Source organism: Myxococcus qinghaiensis, from assembly GCF_024198215.1.
Classification (GTDB): Bacteria; Myxococcota; Myxococcia; order Myxococcales; family Myxococcaceae; genus Myxococcus; species Myxococcus qinghaiensis.
Genome location: NZ_JAKCFA010000025.1, coordinates 101,640 through 121,806 on the forward strand (window position 1 = coordinate 101,640; position 20,167 = coordinate 121,806).

Consider the following 20,167-nt stretch of genomic DNA (forward strand, 5'->3'; position numbering starts at 1 on the left):
CCCGCGCCGCGCCCCGGCGTCAGGACGCGGCGTGCTTCAGCCCGTGGTCCGCCCGGAAGGCGCGGGCTTGGCGTGCTCGGGCTCGGCGCGCTCCGGCGTGTCGACGAAGCGCCGGTCCATCTCCGTGCGCATGAAGCGCTCGATTTCCTCGGCGGTGGTCAGCTCCATCGCCTCGCGCAGCAGCACCGACGCGTCCACCCGGCTCACCCGGCGGATGAAGCGCTTCACGGCCGGAATCTGCCCCGACGTCATCGACAGCTCGTCGAAGCCGAGCGCCAGCAGCACCAGCGTGTAGAGCGGATCTCCCGCCATCTCCCCGCACATGGACACGGGGATGTTGGCGGCTTTCGCCGCGGCGACGATGGTGTCCAGCATGCGCAGCACGGACAGGTGCAGCGGCCGGTAGAGGTAGGCCACTTCGCGGTTCTGGCGGTCGATGGCCAGCGAGTACTGGATGAGGTCGTTGGTCCCCACCGAGAAGAAGTCGGCCTCCTGCGCCAGCCGGTCCGCGATGATGGCCGCGCTCGGCGTCTCCACCATGATGCCCACCGGGAAGCGCTTGCCCACGGGCACGCCCGCGCGGCCCAGCTCCGTGCGGCACGCCTCCAGCTCGCTCCGGGCCTCGCGCAGCTCGCTCACCCCGCAGATGAGGGGGAACATCAGCCGCAGATTGCCGTGCACGCTGGCGCGCAGCAGCGCGCGCAATTGCGTGCGGAACAGCTCGCGGTTGGACAGGCAGTAGCGGATGGCCCTCAGGCCCATCGCCGGGTTGGGCTCCTTCTCGTGCTTCGTCTTGCCCGGCACCTTGTCGCCGCCCAAATCCAGCGTGCGGATGGTGACGGGGCGCCCGCCCATGGCCTCCAGCACCTGACGGTAGGCGCGGTAGTGCTCCTCCTCCGTCGGCGCCGTCTTCCGGTCCAGGAACATGAACTCGGTGCGGTACAGGCCAATGCCCTCCGCGCCGTGCGCCAGGAGCGACGGAATCTCCTCCAGGAACTCCATGTTCCCGTTGAGCCGGATGCGGAAGCTGTCGGTGCTGATGGCCTCCAAATCCTTCGTCGCCAGCGCGAGGTGCTCGGCCTCCTGGTGACGGCGCTGCTCCTCGCGGAAGCTCTGGAGCTGCTCCTCCGTGGGGTTGACCAGGATGATGCCCCGGGTGCCATCCATGGCCACCAGGTCCCCGGGGGATATCTGCTCGCTGGCCCTGCCGGCGCCCACCACCGCGGGCGTCTCTCGCGCACGGGCGACAATGGCCGTGTGGCTCGTCTGGCCGCCCAGGTCCGTGACGAAGCCCGCCACCCGGCCGCTGCGCGCCATCAGCGCGGCGTCGGCCGGAGGCAGGTCATGCGCGACGACGATGGCCTCCGCCGGCACTTCCACCTCCTCGTCCACCACCTGGCCCATCAGGTTGCGGATGATGCGGTCGGCGACGTAGTCCACGTCGGAGCGCCGCTCGCGGAAGTACTCGTCCGGGATGTTGTCGAACAGGTGCTTGATTTTGCGCGCCACGCGGCGGACGGCCCACTCGGCGTTGATGCGGTCCTCGACGATGAGCTGGTTGACGGCGTCTACCAGCATCGGGTCGTGGAGCATCAGCCGGTGCGCTTCCAGGATGAGGGCGTGGTCGGAGCCCTCGGTGCGCGTGATTTGTTCCTTGAGCTCGGCGAGCTGACGGTCGGACAGGTCCACCGCCGTCTTCATCCTCATCCGCTCGGGCTCGACTTCCGCCTCCGCCAGCCTCAGCTTCGGCGTGCGGATGCGTTTGCGGTCCAGGATGAAGGCGTGGCCCACCGCCACGCCGGGTGAGGCGCCGATGCCCATCAACCTCAGTGTGGGAGTGGCCTGGCTGCTCACGTGTCTTTCTTTCCTCCGCGTCCTACCGCATTTCCATTCTCACCCGTCACTTCGACTCGCCAAAACGGTCGGCGATGAGCTTTGCCAACTCCTGGAGACACGCCTCGGCGTCTTCTCCCTTACACGTCACCTTCACCTTGAACCCCTGGGCCGCCGCGAGCATCAGCACGCCCATGATGGACTTGGCGTTGGCCTTCTGACCCTCGGCCTCGATGAAGACGTCGCTCTTGAAGCGATTGGCCACCTTGACCATCTGCGCCGCCGCCCGGGCGTGGAGCCCCAGCTCGTTGATGATCTCGTATGTTCCTTCGGCCACCGTTGACATCGCGACTCCTACCTCTCGTCTTACCTAAAGGAAGGCACCCGCCGCGCCAGCCAGTATCGCCGCGAGGTAGAGCACCACGTAGTTGGGCACCCGACGGCTGACCAGCACGTAGGATGCAACCCCCAGGGCCAGGCACCCGGCCGCCAGCAGGGGCGCATGGGCCCCGCCCGCGTTGGCCCCGAAGGACACCGCCAGCCAGGCCGCGAGCCCGCCAGCGCACAGCGCCGCCACCGTCCTGAGCCGCGCCCCTCGCGCCGGCAGGTTGGCCCGCGCCACCGCCTCCACCAGCCGGTCTCCCAGGGTGAGCCCCAGCCAGTACAACCGCACTCGCAGGAGCATGTGCACCAGATTGTAGAACACCAGGAACACCGGCACCGCCCACAGCCCCAACAGGGGCACCAGCGCGGCGCCCACCGCTCCCGCCGCGGGCTTGAGCGACAGCCAGAAGAAGCCGTCCCCCAGCGCGGCCAGCGGCCCCATCAGCGCCGCCTTGAAGGCCACGACCTTGTCGGGCGTCTCCTCACCCCGGGCGATTCGCTCCTCGTGGAACACCACCCCGCCGACGATGGCCGCGGCCACGTACGGGTGGGTGTTGAAGAAGACCAGGTGCCGACGGACGGCCTCCTCGCGCGCGGTGCCTGACGCGTACAGCCGCTCCAGTGCGGGGAAGACGGCGTAGGCCAGCCCCAGGTTCTGCATGCCCTTGGGGTTCCACGATGCCTGGAGGAAGAGCGAGCGCATGAAGACGCGCAGCAGCACCGTCCAGGGCAGCGCGGTGTCCGGGGCGCTCACGTGCGCTCCTGGAGCAGCAGGAAGACCACGGTGACGGTGACAGCCGCCGCGCCCAGCGCCGCGTAGAGGGGGGCCCGCCTGGCGTGGCTGCCCTGCGCGGCGATGGCGGCGGCCACGGAGGCCATGGCGGGCCAGGCCCACGCCAGCCCGCGCACCATCATGGGGGGCATCTCTTGGAGCATCGGCTCCGCGAAGAAGCCGGCGAGCGCGCACAGCGACGTCAGCACGCCGTACACCACGAAGTGCGGCCACATGCCCCACAGGTTCTGCCGCATGGCGCGCGTGAGGTCGCCGGCTTCCGCGGACGCCAGGGCCACCCGCGCCAGCCTGGCCGAGTAGCCCTCCAGCAGCCGGTCCGCGCGCCGCCCCACCCGGCCCATGCCGATGAAGAGCAGCACCGCCAGCGACCAGATGGCCGGCGTGGAGCCCGCGCCGGAGGCCAGGGTAATCGTGCCCGCGGCGGCGCTGGTGGCGGTGGCCGCCAGGGTGTCGTTCTCCGGCAGCGCCGCGCCCAGGTTGGCGGTGCCCAGGAAGAACAGCTCCAGCAACAGGCCCACGCCCAGCCCGGAGGGCACGTCATTGAGGAGCAGCCCCATGACGGTGGCGGCGACGAGCGGCCGGGACAGCATGGCCTGGAGGAACGCCTTGCGCTCCACGGCCACCAGCCCGCCCCACACTCCCGCCAGCGCCACCTGGACCCAGACGACGCTCACGCGCTCACCCGGCCTTCGCCCACCGCTCGGACAGGTCCGGCAGCTCCACCGGCTTCTCCGCGGGCACCGCGCGCGCTTCCACCCGCACGCCCTGCTCCGCCAGCTGCTGGAGCGTGCGCAGCTCCGCCTCCGCCAGGAACACGGACGGGGACACCTGCCGCCGGCCGGTGCCGAAGTGGACGTTGCCCAGGTTGAGCTCGCCCAGGCTCAGCCCGTGCGCGTACGCGAAAGGCACCGAGGCCACGTCGCGCAGGAGCACCAGCGTGCGCACCCCGTCCTTGGACAGGGCCGCGAAGTCCACCTGGGACAGGGGGAGAATCTGGACCTCGATGGCGCTTTGCACCGCCAGCGCCATGGCGGCGCGGATGAGCGGGCTGGAGGCAGCCTCGTCATCCGCGACCACGACGCGGGACACCTTGAGGTGCGGGAGCCAGGCTTCGACGACCTGGCCGTGGATGAGGCGGTTGTCGACGCGGACCAGGGTGATCACGGCAGTCTCGAATCGCCGACCCGCGCGGGTCCGTCAAGTTCGCGGTTGCTGCTGGGCCTCGCGAAGCAGGGCGGATGCACAGGTGATGTTGCGCTGACCATGGGATGCCAGCTGGTTGGCCATCTCAGGGAGGGTGAGCTGCTCGGAACGAAGAGAGTTGGCCTTGAGGAGCATGGGCAGGTTGACGCCCGCCAGGACCTCCAGGTTCATGCGCTGACACATCATCAGCGACTCCTTACAGGGCGTACCTCCGAACAGGTCCGCGAGGATGATGACACCGTCACCGGTGTCCACGCGCGACACTGCCTGCTTCATCTTCGCGCGGATGTCCTCAACGGGCGTCCCCGGCTCGATGTTGCAGGTTGCCACCGCGGGGAGTTTCCCCACGATCTGTTCCGCGGTGGAGACCAGCTCCTCCGCCAAACGCCCGTGCGATGCGACGACGAGGCCGACCATGTTCACTCCTGACCAACCCCCCGGAGATCGCGTCCTACGCCTGAACACGAAGTTGCGCAACTCCGGCGAAAGTTTCCGCCCTGTTCCCTGGATAAGCTCTCACGTCTTATCTCGAAAGGTAAGACGCCATTGCTTCCCGTGCCCGAAATTTCGGGTCCGGCCTCGCGCAGGGCTGTCGCCTGCCGGACGGGGGAGCGCCTTCGCATCCCCCACGACTATGAGATGCGGCGGGGGTGGTGGAGATGCTGCGCGCCAACAAGGGCTCCGCACATGACCCTCTCACCCTCGGGCAGCGAGGGAGCAGGCACCCCACCCGACAGGAGGGCTCGTCCGCAAGCTCGCCCCTCCCCTCGGGGCATGGTTGACTGCCGCGCCTCGGGCGCGCCGGGCCCCCACCTCCGGCGATGCGGGAGGACTGCGTGGCGAAGCAGAAGCTGCTGAAAGCCGGGGATGCGCTGCCGGACGTGACGTTGACGGGAGCGGGCAACCAGCCGGTGCGCTTGCGCGACCTCGCCGGACAGAAGGTGCTCGTCGTCTACTTCTACCCGAGGGACGACTCGCCGGGTTGTACCGTGCAGGCGTGCGGCCTGAGGGACCAGTACGAGGACTTCGTCGCGGCGGGCGCGGAAGTCGTCGGCATCAGCGGTGACTCCTCCGCGTCCCACCAGGGCTTCGCCGCCAAGCACCGCCTGCCCTTCGTGCTGCTGAGCGACGAAAAGGGCCAGGCGCGCGAGGCCTTCGGCGTCGGCACCTCCTTCCTGGGCCTGCTCCCCGGCCGCGTGACGTTCGTCGTGGACCGCGCCGGAGTCATTCGCGACAGCTTCGAATCCCAGATTCGCGTGGGCGAACACGTGCGGCGCTCCCTGGAGCTCGTCCGCTCACTCGCCGGTGAAAGCGGACCCGCCGCAGGGAAGTGACGCAAGCGGATGCGTGTGCGCGGGCCTCCAATGTCGAGGCCGCACGCGCGCGTCCCATTCGCGAACAGGCTGCGCGGCGAAACCCGCCGCGCGGGCCCCTTCACCGCTCCAACCCCGCGATGCGCCTGGGTTTCCACCCGCGCAACGCCCATGGCCCAGGCCTTGCTCTTGTGTCCGGATGCCACGCGATGACCGCGCGGCGCGACGCAAGGAACACCGCCATGACCACCCAAACCGAAAGCTTCTACGACACGGTCCTCTTCGCGCTCGGCCCCGTCGTGCTCGGCTACGCCGCGTGCATGGTGGCCCTGCTCGTGTCGTACGCCCGCCCCTAGTCGCACCCGGCTGTCGGGGTCTGGACGGGATTCCCGGGGCGGGACTATAAGGTGGATACCGCGACAGGACCGCATTCTCTGAATGAGGGCCGCCGCGTACTCCGCGAAGTCACTCCCCAAACGTATCCCCCCGAAAGGAAGTCCCCGATGAGCTTCAGCTCAGGTGGTCGCCTCAATTGGTGGATGGGTGCAGTTGTCAGTGTCTCGCTGCTGGGTGCTTGTGGTGCTCCGGAGGAGCGCGCGGGCGAAGTGCCCACCGAGGGCGAGTCGGCGCGAGACGCCGTCGCCGGAGACGTGGCGGTGAAGCTGTCGGTGCCGCGCTCGTCGCTGGCGGCCCGCGAGAGCGTGAGCGTGACGGTGACGCTCACCAACGTGGCGAAGGACACGGTGCGGCTGCTCAAGTGGCACACGCCGACGGACGGCCTCAAGGAGGACCTGTTCGCGGTGACGGTGGACGGCGCGAAGGCGGAGTACAACGGCCGTCACTACAAGTGGGCCACGCCGGTGACGACGGACTTCCTGCGCCTGGCGGCGGGGGAGAGCGTCTCGTACACGGTGGACCTGGGCACCATCTACGACTTCTCGAAGACGGGCAGCTACAGCATCCGCTACGACTCGGACGGTCACCACTCGGACGTGGGCCACGAGGGCATCTCCCAGCTGCGCTCCGACAGCGTGGAGCTCTTCATCGAGGGCCGTGAGTTCCAGGCGCCGGTGGCCTGGGGCAATGACACCGTCACCGCGCAGGCGCTGTCCACGTCGAGCTGCACGGGCTCGCGTCCCGCCTCCACGGTGTCGACGGCGTTCAGCACCGCGCAGTCGATGACGAACAACTCCGTCAGCTACCTCAACGGCACCATCGGCCAGCGCTTCACCACGTGGTTCGGCCCGAACACGTCGAGCAACGTGAGCACCATCAGGTCGCACTTCGCGGCCATCAAGAGCGCCTTCGACACCCGCAACGTCATCGTCGACTGCGCGTGCTCGGACAGCGCCTACGCGTACGTCTACAAGAACCAGCCGTACCGCATCTACGTGTGCAACGCCTTCTGGAGCGCGCCGATGTCCGGCACTGACTCCAAGGGCGGCACGCTCATCCACGAGATGAGCCACTTCACCGTGGTGGCGGACACGGATGACCATGCCTACGGCCAGAGCGCCTGCCGCAGCCTGACCAGCTCCAACTCCGCGCGCGCCCGCGACAACGCGGACAGCCACGAGTACTTCGCGGAGAACACCCCCGCGCTGCCGTGACAGGCCTTCGTTGACATGATGTGACGGGAAGCGGGGGTGCGGCCGGCGCCCCCGTTTTCTTTTCCGGACGGCGCGAGGCCTCGGGCCCCACGCCGTCTTCGAAGGCGGAGGTATCCATGACGACGCGTGGACACGTGGGCCGCATCGCGCTGCTGACCTTGGCCATCACCGGGTCGGGCTGTGCGACGCGCAAGGAAGAGACAGCGCCGCCAGCGGATGCGCGGACGCAGGAGGAGGCAGCCGTGGCGAAGACGCTGGAGTGCACGCTGACGGGCCCCGCGCAGGTGAAGGCGGGCGAGCCGGTGGAGCTGGTGTTCAAGCTCACCAACCCCACGAAGGAGCCCCTCTACGTGCTCAAGTGGCACACGCCGCTGGAGGGCATCCGCAACGACATCTTCCTGGTGTCGCGCGACGGCGCCGCCTCCGCGCTGCCCTACGGCGGGCCCATGATGAAGCGCGCGCCGCCGACCGCCTCCTCCTACGCCACCCTTGCTCCCGGCGAGTCGGTGGAGGGCACGGTGGACGTGGCGCCCGCGTACGGGCTCCAGGAGCCGGGCACCTACCGCATCACCTTCCAGGGGCCGCTGATGGACGTCACCTCGGACCAGGCGAAGGTCCCCGCCCTCGCGGGCGAGTACCACGACGTGGCGCTGAAGTGCCCCGAAGTCGTCGTGACTGTCACGTAGGGCGCGGGGTGAAGGAGCGACGGGGCGCTCGCGCGCGGGCTACAGCGCGAGCACGCCCTGAACGGACTCCATCATCCGCACGCGCCGCTGGGTGACGGGGCTGCTGCCATCCAGCAGCGCCGCCGTCTCCGACAACACCTGCTCCAGCGGATAGCGCTTCACGTACGGGTCCGGCGTCGTCTGGCCGCCGGGCACCGTGGACTGCCAGCCCACCATCAAGTCCGTGGCGCCCTCCAGCGCGGCCTCCACGGCGGCGAAGGCGAGCCGGCCCGCAATCATCCGGTCATGGTGGGTGGGACTGCCGCCGCGCACCAGGTGGCCCAGCACCATGCCGCGCGCCTCCACGCCCTTGAGGTCCTTCAAGCGCTCCTGGAGTCGCGAGACGAGCAGCGGCGTAGGCAGCTCCACACCCTCCGCCTTCAACACCAATACGCGCCGCTTGGTGCGCCCCTCCGCGAGGTTGCGTCGCACCAGGTCCTCCAGCGCCTGGAGGATGTCCGCCTCGCCCCTGCCCTGCTCTCGAAAGAGCACCGCGTCGGCGCCCGCGGACACGGCCGCCGCCATGGCCAGGTAGCCGCAGTGCCGCCCCATCACCTCGACGATGAAGGCGCGGCGGTGGGCGCGCGCGGTGTCGGAGATGCGGTCGCACGCCTCCACAATCGTGTTGAGCGCGGTGTCCACGCCAATGGCGGACGCGCTGCAGCCGATGTCGTTGTCGATGGACGCGGGGATGCCAACTATCGGCGTCTTGCACTCGCGCGCCAGCAGGTGCGCGCCGGTGAGGCTGCCGTTGCCGCCGATGACGACGAGCCCCGACAGGTCTTCCAGCCGACGGGCCGCGTCCGCGCGTCCCTCGGGCGTCATGAAGCGCTGGCTGCGCGCGCTGCCCAGGATGGTTCCACCCAGCTGGCCGCTCGCATCCAGCTCCGGCTCCGGCACCAGCGGACCGCCCTCGCCGTCGGGCCGGGTCAGCTCGCGGAAGCGGCCCTCCATCAGCCCCTCGTAGCCGAACTCCACACCCAGCACGCGTACGCCGCGCACCGCCGCCACGCGCACCAGCGCGCGCAGCGCCGTGTTCATCCCCGGCGAATCCCCGCCGGACGTCATCACCGCGAGTGTCCTGGCCATGAGCCTCTCCTCGTGCGTGTTCCAGCGCGGGACGCCCCGAGCGTCCGTGAGGCGTCACCATAACGCGAGGAACGCGGCCTCCGGAAAACTCAGCCCACCACCAGCCGCGCGCGCTGCCGGGCCGGACGGATGTGCGCCCGCGCCCCCGCGCCGAAAACCAGGAAGTCCTCCTCCATGCCGTCGCTGAAGATGACGCCCCCCGACGGCATCCGCGACTCCAGCACCAGCTCCTGCTCCTCTGTCACGAAGCCGCCCACCACCTCCGCCCCCGAGTGACGGCTCACGAAGGGCTCGCGCACCACGAAGGCCAGCCGGGGCTCCTCCCACCCCAGCCGCCACGGCGCGCCCGGCACGCCGCCCGTCTGCGCCGTGAGGCTCCGAGCCAGCGTGAAGACGGAGGACAGCCACCCGCTGGAGCCCGCGCCAGTGGACACCAGCACGCCACTGGACGACTGCGACTCCTCCTGTCCGCCATGGCTCAACCTGTAGCGCGCCGACACGTGCGTCCTCGCGCCGATGAACAAGTCGTTGAAGGCCAACAGCCGCTGCCCGTCCTCCAGCCGCGCCTCCGCCAGCGTGACGCCGCGCAGCCGGGCCTTGCCCTCGAGCACCTTGCGCACCGCGCCACGCGCCTGCGCGACTTCGTAGGGCAAGAGCACTCCGTCGAAGCGCTCCGGGTCCGGATTCACGCCCACCAGCGGCTGCTCGCCCACGTACTTGGCCACGTTCGCCACCAGGCCGTCCTGCCCCGCCACCACCACCACTTCCTTCCCGCTGAAGAGGAAGGTGGGCACCAGGCCCCGGTCCACCTGCTGCACCGGCAGCCCCACGTCCAGCGAGTCGCGCAGCCGGTCCACCGCGCGCAGGTAGGCGTCGTCCTCGCGCTCGAACTCCTCGAAGTCCTGCCCCGCGTGCTCCACGTAGAACTTCGCCTGCTTCTTCGTGTTGAAGCGCTCCACCAGCCCCGCCAGCCGCGTGCGGCGGGTGACGAGCAGGATTTTCTCGTACATGGCCCGGCCCTCCCCTCGTGGTGGCTCAGCGCTCGCGGGGCGGCCCGTGCTGGACGTTGCGCGGGTTCTCCCTCGGCGGCTTCGCGCCCGCGCCGCTCATCAGCGAGGTCAACAGGTCCGGCGACACGTTCAGCTCGCCGATGCGGTGCGCGTTCTCCGCCATCTCCCGGAAGGCGAGCGCGATGTTCAGCGCCGGGTCTCCACCGTTCGAGGACGTCGCCATCAGCGTCTTCCAGTCCACCCCGCGCACCGGCGCCAGCGTCTTCTCCAGCGCGTAGGCCCGCGCGTCGGCGGCCTGCTTCTCGTTCTGCGCCCAGCGCTCCATCAGCGCCGAGCGCTGCTCCTCCACCGCGATGTCCCCCGCCATCTTCGCCTCGCGCAGCTGCCGCTGGCGCTCCTGCACGGCCAGCTCCGTCGCCAGCTCGCTCTCCTTGATGCGGCGCTCCTGCTCCACCGCCGCGTTGCGCCGCGCGTAGATGGCCTCGTCCGCCTGACGCTGCAGCCCCTCGCGCGCCTCCGCTTCCAAGGCCCGCGCCATCTCCGGCGTCGGCTTCGCGGACAACAGCGAGAACGCCATCACCTCCACCCCCAGCGCCCGGATGGGCTCCGCCGCCGACAGCGACGCCAGCACCTGGGCTTCAATCGTCTGCGCGCTCACCAGGACTTCGCGCAACACCATCCCCTGCACCACCGTGCGCGCGCGCACCTGCGCCACCTGCACCAGCCGCTCCTGCAGCTTCTCCGGGTCCTCCGAGCGGTGCCGCCCCGACGACGCCAGCGAGTAGTCCAGGAGCGACGCCAGCTTGCGCGCGTCCGCCACCCGGTAGGTGAGCTGCCCCTGCAGCGTCACCGCCTGGAAGTCCCGCGTGATTTCGTTGAAGACGAAGGGGACGTCCACGCTCGACAGCGGCACGCTCACCAACGTCGCCGACGGCTTCCAGTAGAAGAACGAGAGCCCCGCCCCCTCCCGCACCACCTTTCCCCCTTCGAACTGCATCACGTACGACGTCGGTGCCGCCTTCATGTACCCGATGACCATGCGCCCGCCCTCGCCTTCGTGTATTTCGGACACAGTCTTAGTGTTTAAAAGACACGATTGCAAATCGAAATCGGAGCGCATCGCGTCGTGGACGAATGCGCACGGCGTGCGCAGGTTTGCGGGGAAGCCCTGGCTCCGTTACTCATGAAAATGGGCCGCGACCTTGACCATGCGCGGGAGGGGAATACGGCATGCACATCGCGGTGATTTCGGACCTGCACCTGGGAAGACGCGACGTGGCGGACCACTTCGGCCACGAGGACTCCTCCTTCGTCCGCTTCCTGCGCGTGCTGGAAGGCAACTTCGAGCGCATCGTCCTGCTGGGCGACATCTTCGAGACGCTCACCTCTCGCGCGCCCGGTCACCAGGCGGCCGAGCTGGCCGCCGCGCGCGCTGCCCACCCGGAGCTGGTGCGCCGCTTCGCCGAGCCCCAGTACCACTACGTCCACGGCAACCATGACCTCGTGGCCGGCACGGCGCTCGGCGCGCCGGAGCAGCTGGTGCTCGAGGCCGATGGCATCCGGATGTTGTTCACCCACGGGCACCACCACGACTGGGTCATCCGCAAGGCGCGCTGGTTCTCGGAGGCCTCGGTGTGGGCGGGCGGGTGGCTGCGGCGCATGCACCTGCGCGCGATGTTCCGCATGTTCCAGGCGCTGGACGCCCGCCTCTCGCCCGCGCTGCCGGACCCGGCGCGGTGCAGCTTCCAGCAGTGGGCCCTGGCGCGCGCCAGCGACAGCGAGGCGGACATCGTCGTCACCGGCCACACCCACCAGGGCATGAAGGTGGAGCACGGCAGCAAGCTGTTCCTCAACAGCGGCACGTGCTCGGAGGGGCAGTTCTCCTTCCTCAGCCTGGACACCCGCGCCGGCCAGTATGCCCTCCACACGTCCTGGTAGCGCGGGCTGGCGGGACGCGGAGCGGGCAGCGGACCTGGCCCCTCACGTTCCGCTCGCTCCCACCCGGGACGGGCGAAGTAACATCGCCGGATGTTCAGGCGGCTCACCCAAGCGCTCCGGCTGCTCGCGCGGAGCATCCCGGGTCCGAGCTCCGACGAAGGAACTCCACGCGGCGGCGAGGCTCCTTCCGAGGAGGCTCCGGACAGCGCCCGCCGAGCACCCGCCGCCCGCCGTGCCTCGCAGCGGCCCGAGCGCACCGCCCGCTACTTCGACCTGCATGACGACTTCCGCAACCCGGCCCGGCGCGAGCTGAGCGACCCGGTGGCCCTGGACGGCCGCAAGCCGCGCTCCGTCTGGTCCTTCACCTCCGGCGCCCCGGTGCGGCAGCAGGGCCGGCTGAAGCTGACCGCCGAGCCTCCCGGCCGCCCGCTGGACTTCTCCCTGGCCGGCGCGGGCCTCACCCCCATCGTCCACGCCACCGTGGCCTCCATCTTCCGGGAGCTGGCCCCGGAGGACGTGCAGCTCATCCCCGTGGAAGTCGAGGGCGAGCCCGAGCCCTTCTTCATCCTCGTCGCCACCCGCCTCATCCGCTGCCTGGATGAACGCGCCTGCGCGGAGGTCTCCCACTACACCGCCGAGGACGGCCCGCCCGAGCGCGTGGGTCATTACCGCACCGTCCGCGGCCTGCGCATCGACGCGACGAAGACGCAGGGCGCTCGCGTGCTGCGCACCTGGGGCTGGCCCGTCAGCCTCATCGTCTCCGAGGGCATCAAAGAGGCCCTGGAGCACGCGGGCGTCTCCGGCCTCCGCTTCGCCGAAGTCACCCCTCCGTCCCCCCCGCACAAACGCCGTCGCAAGTCCCGCGGCAAACCCCGCCGCGGATGACCCACCCGACTCCCGGAGTTTGATGCCCAAAGGGCTTGACACCCGAGGGTCGCGAACTTGTGGGGTAGGCAAACCAACTGTATCTTTCTCGCCTTACAGCTAATTCCTGAGGCGACAGTTGGACAGGCTCGACGCGCCAGTGCCGGTTCCCGTTGAAGACGTCTACTTCGGGAAATACAGAATTCTGCAAAGGCTCGCGGCGGGTGGGATGGCGCACATCTTCCTGGCCTCCATTGATGGACCGGACGGCTTCTCCAAGCCGTGTGTCATCAAGCGGGTGCTGCCGGAGTACGCCAACCTGGAGGCGTTCAGCCGGATGTTCGCGGACGAGGCGAAGGTCGCCGCGCTGCTGACGCATCCGAACATCGTGCAGGTCTTCGACTTCGGGAAGATTGAGGGCCAGTACTACCTGGCCATGGAGTGGATTCAGGGGCAGGCGTTGGACCGGGTGCTGCGGCACGCGTGGAAGTCGCACTTCCCCCTGGGCCAGCGGGTGGCGGTGGACGTGGGAATCGCGGTGGCGGACGCGCTGGCGTACGCGCACTCAAAGACGCTGCCGGACGGCACGCCGCTGAAGCTGGTGCACCGCGACGTCACGCCGGGCAACGTGCTGGTGTCGCGCGACGGCATCATCAAGCTGGCCGACTTCGGCATCGTGAAGAGCGCGGTGAACGTCGAGCGCACCAGCGTGGGCGTGGTGAAGGGCAAGTACGCGTACATGTCCCCGGAGCAGATTACGAACCGGGAGCTGGACCACCGCTCGGACCTCTACTCCCTGGGTATCGTCCTCTACGAGGCGTCCACGGGGCGGCGCCTGTTCAAGCGCGACACGGTGGAGCAGACCATCGTCGCCGCCACCCAGGTGCAGGTGACACCGCCTTCACTGGTGTCACCGGGTTTCGCGCCGGAGCTGGAGCGCATCATCCTGCGCCTGCTGGAGAAGGAGCCCGACGCGCGCTACCAGACGGCCCGCGAGCTGGCGATGGATTTGGAGCGCTTCCGCGCCGCGCAGCAGTGGACATCCGGCGGGCGCGAGCTGGCCTCGCTGGTGACGTCGCTGTTCCCCGCCGACACGACGGGGCAGCACGCCACGGCGCTGTCCGCGTTCGGCTCGTCGCCCGGCAGCGGCATGTCCGGCGGGAGCATCCCCTTCGAGCGCACGCCGAGCCCCGTCTCGCGGCTCCCGCCGCCCGTGGAGGAGCGGACCTCGCCCACCATGCGCAGCCCGGTGGCCGCCCTCCCCGTGTCCGTCCCCGTGGACCTGAGCGAGCCCCCCTTCCCCTGGCCCGTCGTGCTGACCGCGGGAGCCGCGGCCTGCGCCAGTGCCCTGTTCTGGTACTTCGTCGTCGTCTGAAGCGGGACGGCCTTCGTGCCCGGGCTGATGTGGCGCGTGCGGTGAGACCGAGAAGCGGATGAAACAGAAGACCTGGATTGCCGTCATCGTCGTCGGAACCCTCGCCCTCAACGCCATGGCCTACGTGGTGGTGCGCAAGCGCCGCGCGACGGAGGCCATTCCCACCACCGCTCCCGTCACGCCACCGACGCAGGCCGCGACGGCCCCTCCGCCTCCTCCGCCGCCGGTGGATGACGCGAGCGAGGGACTGGCCCGCGCGCGCCGCGCCGCCGGACTCGCCGCCCTGGAAGACCGCGACTACGACACCGCCGTCAGCGAGTTCACCGAGGCGCTGAGCCTGCGCAAGGCGCCCGGAGGAGATCTGGTGGAGCTCTTGCGCATCGCCACCGACCTCCAGTCGCGCGAGCGCAACCGCGGCCGCACGGAGCAGGCCAAGGCGACGCGAGAGCCCCCGGCGCGGCAGCCGGCCCGGACGCGCGCCTCCAAGGCGGCGGCCACGGCGGCGCGGGCGCAGCCCAAGGAGGAGCCCGCCGTGCTGGAGGAGCCTCGCGGCGGCCTCTTGCTGGTGACGTCCACGCCGCCGGGCCTCGTGGTGCAGGTGGATGGGAAGGCCGTGGACATGACGCCCGCGCGCCTGCCCCTGCGCGCGGGCACGTACCGCGTGGCGCTCGCGCAGGGAGACCGGAGGCTGGTGGAGGAGACGGTGGAGTTGGAAGAGGACGCGGTGCACTCCCTCAACCGCGACGTCAGCGGGCAGCTCACGCCCGTCGTCACGCGGCCCGCCGCGCCCACCTCTCCGCCCGTGACCGTCGCCGCGCCCGCGGCGGCCGTGGAGCCTCCCGCCGCCCACGCGCCCGTGGCCTCCGCCGCGCCCGCTGTGACGAAGGCCGCCGCGACGGGCCGGGGTGAGTTGGACATCACCTCTCCGGCCCTCTACGGCGAGGTCTGGGTCAACAACCGCCCCTATGGCTTTCCGCCGCTGGTCGCCCAGAACCTCCCCGCCGGCCCCGCCCGCGTGGAGGTTCGCGTCAACGGCGAGGTGAAGCGTCGCATGAGCGTCGAGGTCGAGCCGGGTCGTCGCACGGCCGTCCGGGTGCGCTGAACCCCGCCGCGCACCGCTGTCTCCCCATCCCTGTCAGACGCGGGCCCTGGCCGCCCATGCCCCCCGCTTGCCCCGAGGTCCCCTCATGCCGCTCTGCCTTCGCTGGCCCCGCCCCCTCCTGCTCCCGCTGCTGCTCTGCGCCGCGCCCCCCGCCCTCGCCCAGTGGGAGCCGGAGACGTCCGAGCCTCCTGCCGAGGCCGCGCCCGAGTCGACGCCCGCAGAGGTCCAGGACGTGCCGCTCGACGAGGAGTCCGACGTGCACAGCCAGGTGGCGTCGTTCGCGATTACGAAGCTGCGCGACTCGCCAGCGGTGGTGACGTCGATGACAGGGGAGGAGATTCGCAACTCGGGCGCGCGCGACTTGATGGACCTGCTGCTCCAGGTGCCGGGCTTCTTCTTCGGCGTGGACACGCAGGGCGCCGTCGGCCCGGGGTTCCGCGGGCTGTGGGGCTACGAGGGCAAGGTGCTGCTCGTCGTCGACGGCAAGGAGCTCAACGAGCAGCTCTACTCGACGATGCAGTTGGGCAACGAGCTGCCCGTGGAGCTCATCGAGCGCATCGAAGTGGTGCGCGGCCCCGGCTCGGTCATCTACGGCGGCAACGCGGAGCTGGCCGTCATCAACGTCATCACCCGGGGCGTGCAGGGCAGCACGGACCTGATGGTGTCCGGTACCTACGGCCAGTTGGAGAAGGTCAACGGCCGACGGAGCCTGACGCTGTCGGGACGCAAGGTGTTCGAGTCCGCGCCGGGCCTGAGCGTCTTCGCCTCCGCGTCGCTGGGCCAGGGCCAGCGCAGCGATGCCCAGTTCCAGGACTTCTTCGGCAACACCGCCGACATGGGCGGCAACACCAAGCTCAACCCGACGACGGTGCAGGCGGGCGTGGGCTACCGGGACCTCCAGCTGAGCGTGCTGTACCAGCGCTTCGCCACGTCGGCCATCGTCGCCTTCGACGAGGTGCTGGACGCGCCCTCGTCCTCCGACTTCGAGTCCTTCCACGCGGAGCTGAGCAACCGCTTCCGTCCCAGCGAGCGGGTGGAGATCATCCCCCGCTTCAACCTGACGCTCTCCGAGCCGTTCCGCGACGCGGACCAGGCCTCCGAGTTCTATTACGAGAAGCAGGTGATGCGGCTGCGCGGCCGGACGATGGCGCGCTGGGCGGCGCTGGACTTCCTGCAGCTCACCGGCGGCGTGGACGTGGCGTCGGACCAGGGCAAGCTCAAGGGCCCCGCGGACGTGGGCCTCCAGACGGCCTTTGGCGAGGACGGCGCCGTCAGCGTCTCCTACCTCAACGTCGCGGGCTTCGTGGAGGCCTTCTCGGAGAACCCCTTCGTCACCGTCGTCGCGGGCGCGCGGTATGAGAACCACAGCGACTTCGGCAGCTCGTTCGTCCCCCGGCTGGTGCTCCTGCGCGCGTTCGGCCCGTTCAGCGGCAAGGCGCTCTTCAGCCGTGCGTTCCGCGCGCCGGGCATCGAGAACATCAGCCTGGGCGCGGACGTGAAGCCCGAGCGCACCACCGTGTACGAGCTGGAGGGCACGCTGCGCTTCGGCGATGGCCACGCGCTGAGCGCCAACGCTTTCGACGTGGGCGTGTCGGACCCCATCATCTACTCGTACGACGCGGTGACGAACGAAGAGGCGTACCGGAACCTGGGGCGGCTGGGCAGCCGGGGCATCGAGCTGGACTACCACGTGAAGGGGAGCTGGGGCCGCGCGGCGCTCAGCTACTCGTTCTATGCGCCTTCGGGCCGCAACGACGTGGCGGACTACCAGGTGCCCGGGCACTCCAACGCCTTCACCGGCATGCCCACGCACAAGGCCTCGCTGTCGGGCAGCCTGAAGGTGCAGCCGTGGCTGTCCGTGAATCCCACCGCGGTGCTCGTGGGCAAGCGCTTCGCGGTGGACGTGCCGGACGACGAAGGTGCCTCGGCGGTGGAGGAATTGCCCACGCAGCTGCTGCTCAACCTCTACGTGCGCGCGGAGAACGTGGGCACGAAGGGGCTGGAGATTGGCGCGGGCATCTACAACCTGCTCGGCACGAACTTCCGCATCGCCCAGCCGTACAATGGCGGCCACGCTCCCATGCCCGTGTTCTCGCGCGAGTTCCTCGTCAAGCTCAGCTACCTGTTCGACCCGGGCTTGAGCGAGCTGTAGGAGTCACGACCATGAGCACGCACGGCGACAGAAGAGGCCCCCGGCTGATTGCCGGAGAGCCGCTGAGCGAGGAGGGCAGCCCCTACGAGATGTCCCTCGGAGGCTGGTTCCGCCAGCGCGCGTCCGGCGCCCCCGTGCTGCTCACCGTGGAGCACCGGCTGGGACCACCGCCCTTGCTGCCGCCGGCGCCCGGCACGCTCCCGGTGGCAGGACTGGTGCCACAACCTCCAGCGGACTCACGGGGCGAGGACGGCATCGTGGACCGCCGCGCCGAGAGGCGCTGGCTCCGCCATGTCACCACCCACACGCGAGTCGCTCAAGTAGTGGCCACGGGAGGCACGGGGTGGAACCCCTCGGGCCTGCTCGACGCCTGCATCGCCGCGCCCGTGGACCCGGAGGAACTCGGCACGGACGAGTACCCGCCTGTGCCCTGGGTGCCCCGGGTGGCCGCGCCCCGCGTGGGCAGCACCGTGGTGAAGTACTCCTACCGGGGCGGCCTGCGGCAAGGCCGCATCATCTCCGTGAGCGAGAACGACGGACGCGAGGTGCTCGTCACTGCCACGGATGACCGGCCCTTCTCGATGGCGGGTGAGGTGGGAGCGCTCCTCATCGACCTGGAGGCCCGCGCCGCCGTCGCGCTGTATGTGGGCGACGTCCACATGCGCGGTGTGAATGAACGACAGTGGGCCGTGCTGTGGAGCGCGCGCCCTCTGCCGCTCCTGATGGACGCCTTTCAACTGGCGCCGCTCTGAGCGCCCGCCCGCTCGCGTCAGGGGTGCCGCTCCAGGACGATGTCCCGCCTCGCGAGCCACACGTCCGCGGCCGTGCGTGACAGCTTCACGATGCCGCTGCCACCTCGAAGCTCCTGCCGCGCGTGGTACTCCGGCGTCACGCCGAACTCTCCGTCGAACACGACGTCATCGACGTAGTACGGAGGTCGCCCCGGCTCGCCGATGAACAGGTGCACGTGCGCCGGCAGGATGTCGTTCGGATAGGGCGCGGGCTTGATGGTGTCGAACGTATAGACGCCGTCCCCACCCGTCCTGGCCCACCCTCGCAACCGGCCGTGGCGACGACTCCACTCGGACTCCTGCGTACCGTTCGCATACAGCCCGGCCGCGTTGGTGTGATGCGCGTAGATGACGACCTCCGCGACGGGCTCGCGTGACTCGGCGCTCAACACGCGCCCCGTCAGCGTCATCCGCTCCCCCGGCTCCGCTCCGCTGGCCAACTGGACGAAGGGCGCCAGACGCTCCGGGCTCCGCTCGGCGACTGCTTCACAGCCCTCGCAGACATAAAGCCGCGCCCTGACGCGAGGCGCCACGGGGACAGCCTCGGCCTGGGACGCGCAGGTGCAGGCCACCGCGCCCACGGCGCAGGACCCCAAGCCCAGCAAGACAGAACGTCGACTCAACGTGCCCATGAAGACGAGCAACCGGTGACCCGCGCCCGGATTCCGGTTGCGCCGGGGCCCGCTGAAACTTTTCAAGACGGGAGCCCCAGGCTATGGTGGCCCCCGTCGTCGCCATTCCGCTCGGAGCCGGACGTGAGCCGCACCCCGTCCAGTGCCCCTCCAGGATGACCCGGCGCCCCCCGCTCCCGACTTAGTTCGCCGTCCGAACAAAGTTTCCAGCACCTCTCCAGCCCTCATTCACCTGCTCGCGCGCCTATCCCTCTCACCGCACCATCGCCGCGTTGCGTCAGGCGTTGGGAGAGGTCCACCCTCGGCGCCATGTCTGGTTTGGCGTCAAGGGCCTGTCACGCGGCGGCTTGCATTCCAGCCAACGTCGCTGGTACTTTCTTCGGCACTCGAACGAATGAAGCACGCGTTCGTGGCGGAGTGACGGTGGGCCCGGGGGTGTTGGCGGATGGGCACGGCGTGATTCACCTCACTCTCCTCTGAAGCAAAGCGCTTTCTTGACGCATCGCACCACGCGAGCGCTGGCTCGTTGCGTCGACTGGTTTCTTCGCAGTGCGAACGAAGTTTTCCAGCAGGGAGGGGAAGCCCATGCAACACAAGCGTTTCGCCTGGACGTGTGCCGCGGCGGGGATGCTCGCCGCGATGAGTCTGCTTGGAGCGTGTGACCCGGAGGACGACGACAAGACGCCCGAGCCGCAGGCCGATGCGGGGACAAAGCCCGACTCCGGCACGCCGGACTCGGGGCCTGTCGACTCGGGTACGCCGGACGCGGGGCCCGTGGACTCGGGCACGCCTGACGCGGGAGAGCCGCCACCGGACGCGGGCGTACCGGACGCGGGCCCCACCACGCTGCTGCCCCTGACGGTGGATGGCCACTGGGCGCCCAGCGGCTACATGGGTGACGGCGAGCTGGGCACCATCGTCTCCGCGCCCGAGTGCGCCGCGACGCGGCCGGGCACCGCCAAGGGCGACTGCCACAAGTTCACCTACACGGCGAGCAACAACGGCTGGGGTGGCGTGTGGTGGCAGTACCCCGAGTTCAACTGGGGTGACCTGCCCGGCTTCGAGGTCCCCGACGGCGCGTCCGTGCTGTCCTTCTATGCGTGGGGCGCCCAGGGAGGCGAGGTCGTCAAGTTCCTGGTGGGGATGAGCACCAAGGCCGACGGCTTCACCCTCGATACCGGCGACCAGACGCTCACGACGGAGCCAAAGGAGTACACAATCGACGTCAGCCGCGTCCGATACCGGAAGGTGGTGGGTGGTTTCGGCTGGGTGGCGGGGGGCAAGCCCTCCCCGATGGTCTTCTACATCGACGACATCCAGTGGAGATGACACCCACCGCGCCTTCCGCGCGGC

At 69.9% G+C, this 20,167-nt stretch carries 20 protein-coding genes; 10 read left to right on the forward strand and 10 right to left on the reverse strand.

All coding sequences use genetic code 11. The features are described 5' to 3' along the window. Positions 1 to 36 precede the first annotated feature (36 nt). Genes ptsP through LZ199_RS36495 form a run of 6 tightly spaced genes read right to left on the reverse strand, consistent with a single transcriptional unit; the run spans position 37 to position 4,630 of the window. A complete protein-coding gene (gene ptsP / locus LZ199_RS36470; protein WP_253998401.1) occupies positions 37 to 1,854 on the reverse strand; it encodes a phosphoenolpyruvate--protein phosphotransferase in 1,818 nt (605 codons plus the stop codon). Between the two features lie 46 nt (positions 1,855 to 1,900). Continuing rightward, complete coding sequence (locus tag LZ199_RS36475) at positions 1,901 to 2,179, reverse strand: HPr family phosphocarrier protein (protein ID WP_253998402.1); 279 nt, start codon at positions 2,177 to 2,179, stop codon at positions 1,901 to 1,903. A gap of 24 nt (positions 2,180 to 2,203) precedes the next feature. Beyond that, on the reverse strand, positions 2,204 to 2,971 hold the full coding sequence (locus tag LZ199_RS36480; RefSeq protein WP_253998403.1) for a PTS system mannose/fructose/sorbose family transporter subunit IID: 768 nt from the start codon (positions 2,969 to 2,971) through the stop codon (positions 2,204 to 2,206). Then, the gene (locus LZ199_RS36485; protein WP_253998404.1) at positions 2,968 to 3,684 is read right to left on the reverse strand and encodes a PTS sugar transporter subunit IIC; all 717 of its coding nucleotides are present in this window, start codon (positions 3,682 to 3,684) and stop codon (positions 2,968 to 2,970) included. The genes LZ199_RS36480 and LZ199_RS36485 overlap by 4 nt, the downstream gene beginning before the upstream one ends. Before the next feature lie 4 nt (positions 3,685 to 3,688). Then, positions 3,689 to 4,174, reverse strand: coding sequence for a PTS sugar transporter subunit IIB (locus LZ199_RS36490; RefSeq protein ID WP_163863929.1), 486 nt, complete (start codon positions 4,172 to 4,174; stop codon positions 3,689 to 3,691). A gap of 33 nt (positions 4,175 to 4,207) precedes the next feature. Further along, on the reverse strand, positions 4,208 to 4,630 hold the full coding sequence (locus tag LZ199_RS36495) for a PTS sugar transporter subunit IIA (protein ID WP_141647100.1): 423 nt from the start codon (positions 4,628 to 4,630) through the stop codon (positions 4,208 to 4,210). A gap of 419 nt (positions 4,631 to 5,049) precedes the next feature. Here LZ199_RS36495 and LZ199_RS36500 point away from each other — a divergent pair, with 419 nt between their 5' ends. The 3 genes from LZ199_RS36500 (at position 5,050) to LZ199_RS36510 (ending at position 7,822) form a co-directional block, all read left to right on the forward strand. Further along, complete coding sequence (locus LZ199_RS36500) at positions 5,050 to 5,547, forward strand: peroxiredoxin (protein ID WP_253998405.1); 498 nt, start codon at positions 5,050 to 5,052, stop codon at positions 5,545 to 5,547. 518 nt (positions 5,548 to 6,065) lie between these two features. Continuing rightward, positions 6,066 to 7,136, forward strand: coding sequence for a M35 family metallo-endopeptidase (locus LZ199_RS36505; RefSeq protein ID WP_253998406.1), 1,071 nt, complete (start codon positions 6,066 to 6,068; stop codon positions 7,134 to 7,136). Positions 7,137 to 7,252: 116 nt separating this feature from the next. Then, positions 7,253 to 7,822, forward strand: a complete 570-nt coding sequence (locus LZ199_RS36510) for a protease (RefSeq protein ID WP_253998407.1) — start codon at positions 7,253 to 7,255, stop codon at positions 7,820 to 7,822. Positions 7,823 to 7,861: 39 nt separating this feature from the next. Here LZ199_RS36510 and LZ199_RS36515 read toward each other — a convergent pair whose 3' ends face one another. The 3 genes from LZ199_RS36515 to LZ199_RS36525 all read right to left on the reverse strand — a co-directional run bounded on the left by LZ199_RS36515 (position 7,862) and on the right by LZ199_RS36525 (position 10,999). Continuing rightward, positions 7,862 to 8,950: a 6-phosphofructokinase gene (locus LZ199_RS36515; RefSeq protein ID WP_253998408.1), complete on the reverse strand. Its 1,089-nt coding sequence runs from the start codon at positions 8,948 to 8,950 to the stop codon at positions 7,862 to 7,864. Positions 8,951 to 9,039: 89 nt separating this feature from the next. After that, the gene (locus tag LZ199_RS36520; protein WP_253998409.1) at positions 9,040 to 9,960 is read right to left on the reverse strand and encodes a diacylglycerol kinase catalytic domain-containing protein; all 921 of its coding nucleotides are present in this window, start codon (positions 9,958 to 9,960) and stop codon (positions 9,040 to 9,042) included. Positions 9,961 to 9,985: 25 nt separating this feature from the next. Further along, positions 9,986 to 10,999, reverse strand: a complete 1,014-nt coding sequence (locus tag LZ199_RS36525) for an SPFH domain-containing protein (RefSeq protein ID WP_253998410.1) — start codon at positions 10,997 to 10,999, stop codon at positions 9,986 to 9,988. A 191-nt stretch (positions 11,000 to 11,190) separates the two neighbouring features. Between LZ199_RS36525 and LZ199_RS36530 the strand changes: the two genes are divergently transcribed. The 6 genes from LZ199_RS36530 to LZ199_RS36555 all read left to right on the forward strand — a co-directional run bounded on the left by LZ199_RS36530 (position 11,191) and on the right by LZ199_RS36555 (position 18,143). Continuing rightward, positions 11,191 to 11,898, forward strand: a complete 708-nt coding sequence (locus tag LZ199_RS36530; RefSeq protein ID WP_253998411.1) for a metallophosphoesterase family protein — start codon at positions 11,191 to 11,193, stop codon at positions 11,896 to 11,898. A 90-nt stretch (positions 11,899 to 11,988) separates the two neighbouring features. Continuing rightward, positions 11,989 to 12,783, forward strand: coding sequence for an imm11 family protein (locus LZ199_RS36535; RefSeq protein WP_253998412.1), 795 nt, complete (start codon positions 11,989 to 11,991; stop codon positions 12,781 to 12,783). Between the two features lie 208 nt (positions 12,784 to 12,991). Continuing rightward, positions 12,992 to 14,137: a serine/threonine-protein kinase gene (locus LZ199_RS36540; protein ID WP_253998413.1), complete on the forward strand. Its 1,146-nt coding sequence runs from the start codon at positions 12,992 to 12,994 to the stop codon at positions 14,135 to 14,137. 58 nt (positions 14,138 to 14,195) lie between these two features. Further along, positions 14,196 to 15,239 carry a PEGA domain-containing protein gene (locus LZ199_RS36545; RefSeq protein WP_253998414.1) on the forward strand — a complete coding sequence of 348 codons (1,044 nt, stop codon included), beginning with the start codon at positions 14,196 to 14,198 and terminating at the stop codon, positions 15,237 to 15,239. An 85-nt stretch (positions 15,240 to 15,324) separates the two neighbouring features. Further along, positions 15,325 to 17,391 carry a TonB-dependent receptor plug domain-containing protein gene (locus LZ199_RS36550; protein WP_253998415.1) on the forward strand — a complete coding sequence of 689 codons (2,067 nt, stop codon included), beginning with the start codon at positions 15,325 to 15,327 and terminating at the stop codon, positions 17,389 to 17,391. Between the two features lie 11 nt (positions 17,392 to 17,402). Next, complete coding sequence (locus tag LZ199_RS36555) at positions 17,403 to 18,143, forward strand: hypothetical protein (RefSeq protein WP_253998416.1); 741 nt, start codon at positions 17,403 to 17,405, stop codon at positions 18,141 to 18,143. A gap of 17 nt (positions 18,144 to 18,160) precedes the next feature. Here the strand turns inward: LZ199_RS36555 and LZ199_RS36560 are convergent, their stop codons facing one another. Then, the gene (locus LZ199_RS36560; RefSeq protein WP_253998417.1) at positions 18,161 to 18,880 is read right to left on the reverse strand and encodes a dioxygenase family protein; all 720 of its coding nucleotides are present in this window, start codon (positions 18,878 to 18,880) and stop codon (positions 18,161 to 18,163) included. A 519-nt stretch (positions 18,881 to 19,399) separates the two neighbouring features. On the opposite strand from LZ199_RS36560, the gene LZ199_RS36565 reads away from it, so the two are divergent. Further along, on the forward strand, positions 19,400 to 20,143 hold the full coding sequence (locus LZ199_RS36565) for a hypothetical protein (RefSeq protein WP_267145173.1): 744 nt from the start codon (positions 19,400 to 19,402) through the stop codon (positions 20,141 to 20,143). Positions 20,144 to 20,167 lie beyond the last annotated feature (24 nt).

What these genes read in the sequence shown, in the direction of transcription:
- LZ199_RS36525 (WP_253998410.1), bottom strand. Translation starts at nt 10,999, where the DNA reads ATGGTCATCGGGTACATGAAGGCGGCACCGACGTCGTACGTGATGCAG.
- LZ199_RS36495 (WP_141647100.1), bottom strand. Translation starts at nt 4,630, where the DNA reads ATGGTCGGCCTCGTCGTCGCATCGCACGGGCGTTTGGCGGAGGAGCTG.
- LZ199_RS36535 (WP_253998412.1), top strand. Translation starts at nt 11,989, where the DNA reads ATGTTCAGGCGGCTCACCCAAGCGCTCCGGCTGCTCGCGCGGAGCATC.
- LZ199_RS36520 (WP_253998409.1), bottom strand. Translation starts at nt 9,960, where the DNA reads ATGTACGAGAAAATCCTGCTCGTCACCCGCCGCACGCGGCTGGCGGGG.
- LZ199_RS36540 (WP_253998413.1), top strand. Translation starts at nt 12,992, where the DNA reads ATGGCGCACATCTTCCTGGCCTCCATTGATGGACCGGACGGCTTCTCC.
- LZ199_RS36505 (WP_253998406.1), top strand. Translation starts at nt 6,066, where the DNA reads ATGGGTGCAGTTGTCAGTGTCTCGCTGCTGGGTGCTTGTGGTGCTCCG.
- LZ199_RS36565 (WP_267145173.1), top strand. Translation starts at nt 19,400, where the DNA reads ATGCAACACAAGCGTTTCGCCTGGACGTGTGCCGCGGCGGGGATGCTC.
- LZ199_RS36475 (WP_253998402.1), bottom strand. Translation starts at nt 2,179, where the DNA reads ATGTCAACGGTGGCCGAAGGAACATACGAGATCATCAACGAGCTGGGG.
- LZ199_RS36545 (WP_253998414.1), top strand. Translation starts at nt 14,196, where the DNA reads ATGAAACAGAAGACCTGGATTGCCGTCATCGTCGTCGGAACCCTCGCC.
- LZ199_RS36515 (WP_253998408.1), bottom strand. Translation starts at nt 8,950, where the DNA reads ATGGCCAGGACACTCGCGGTGATGACGTCCGGCGGGGATTCGCCGGGG.
- LZ199_RS36550 (WP_253998415.1), top strand. Translation starts at nt 15,325, where the DNA reads ATGCCGCTCTGCCTTCGCTGGCCCCGCCCCCTCCTGCTCCCGCTGCTG.
- LZ199_RS36555 (WP_253998416.1), top strand. Translation starts at nt 17,403, where the DNA reads ATGAGCACGCACGGCGACAGAAGAGGCCCCCGGCTGATTGCCGGAGAG.
- LZ199_RS36510 (WP_253998407.1), top strand. Translation starts at nt 7,253, where the DNA reads ATGACGACGCGTGGACACGTGGGCCGCATCGCGCTGCTGACCTTGGCC.
- LZ199_RS36530 (WP_253998411.1), top strand. Translation starts at nt 11,191, where the DNA reads ATGCACATCGCGGTGATTTCGGACCTGCACCTGGGAAGACGCGACGTG.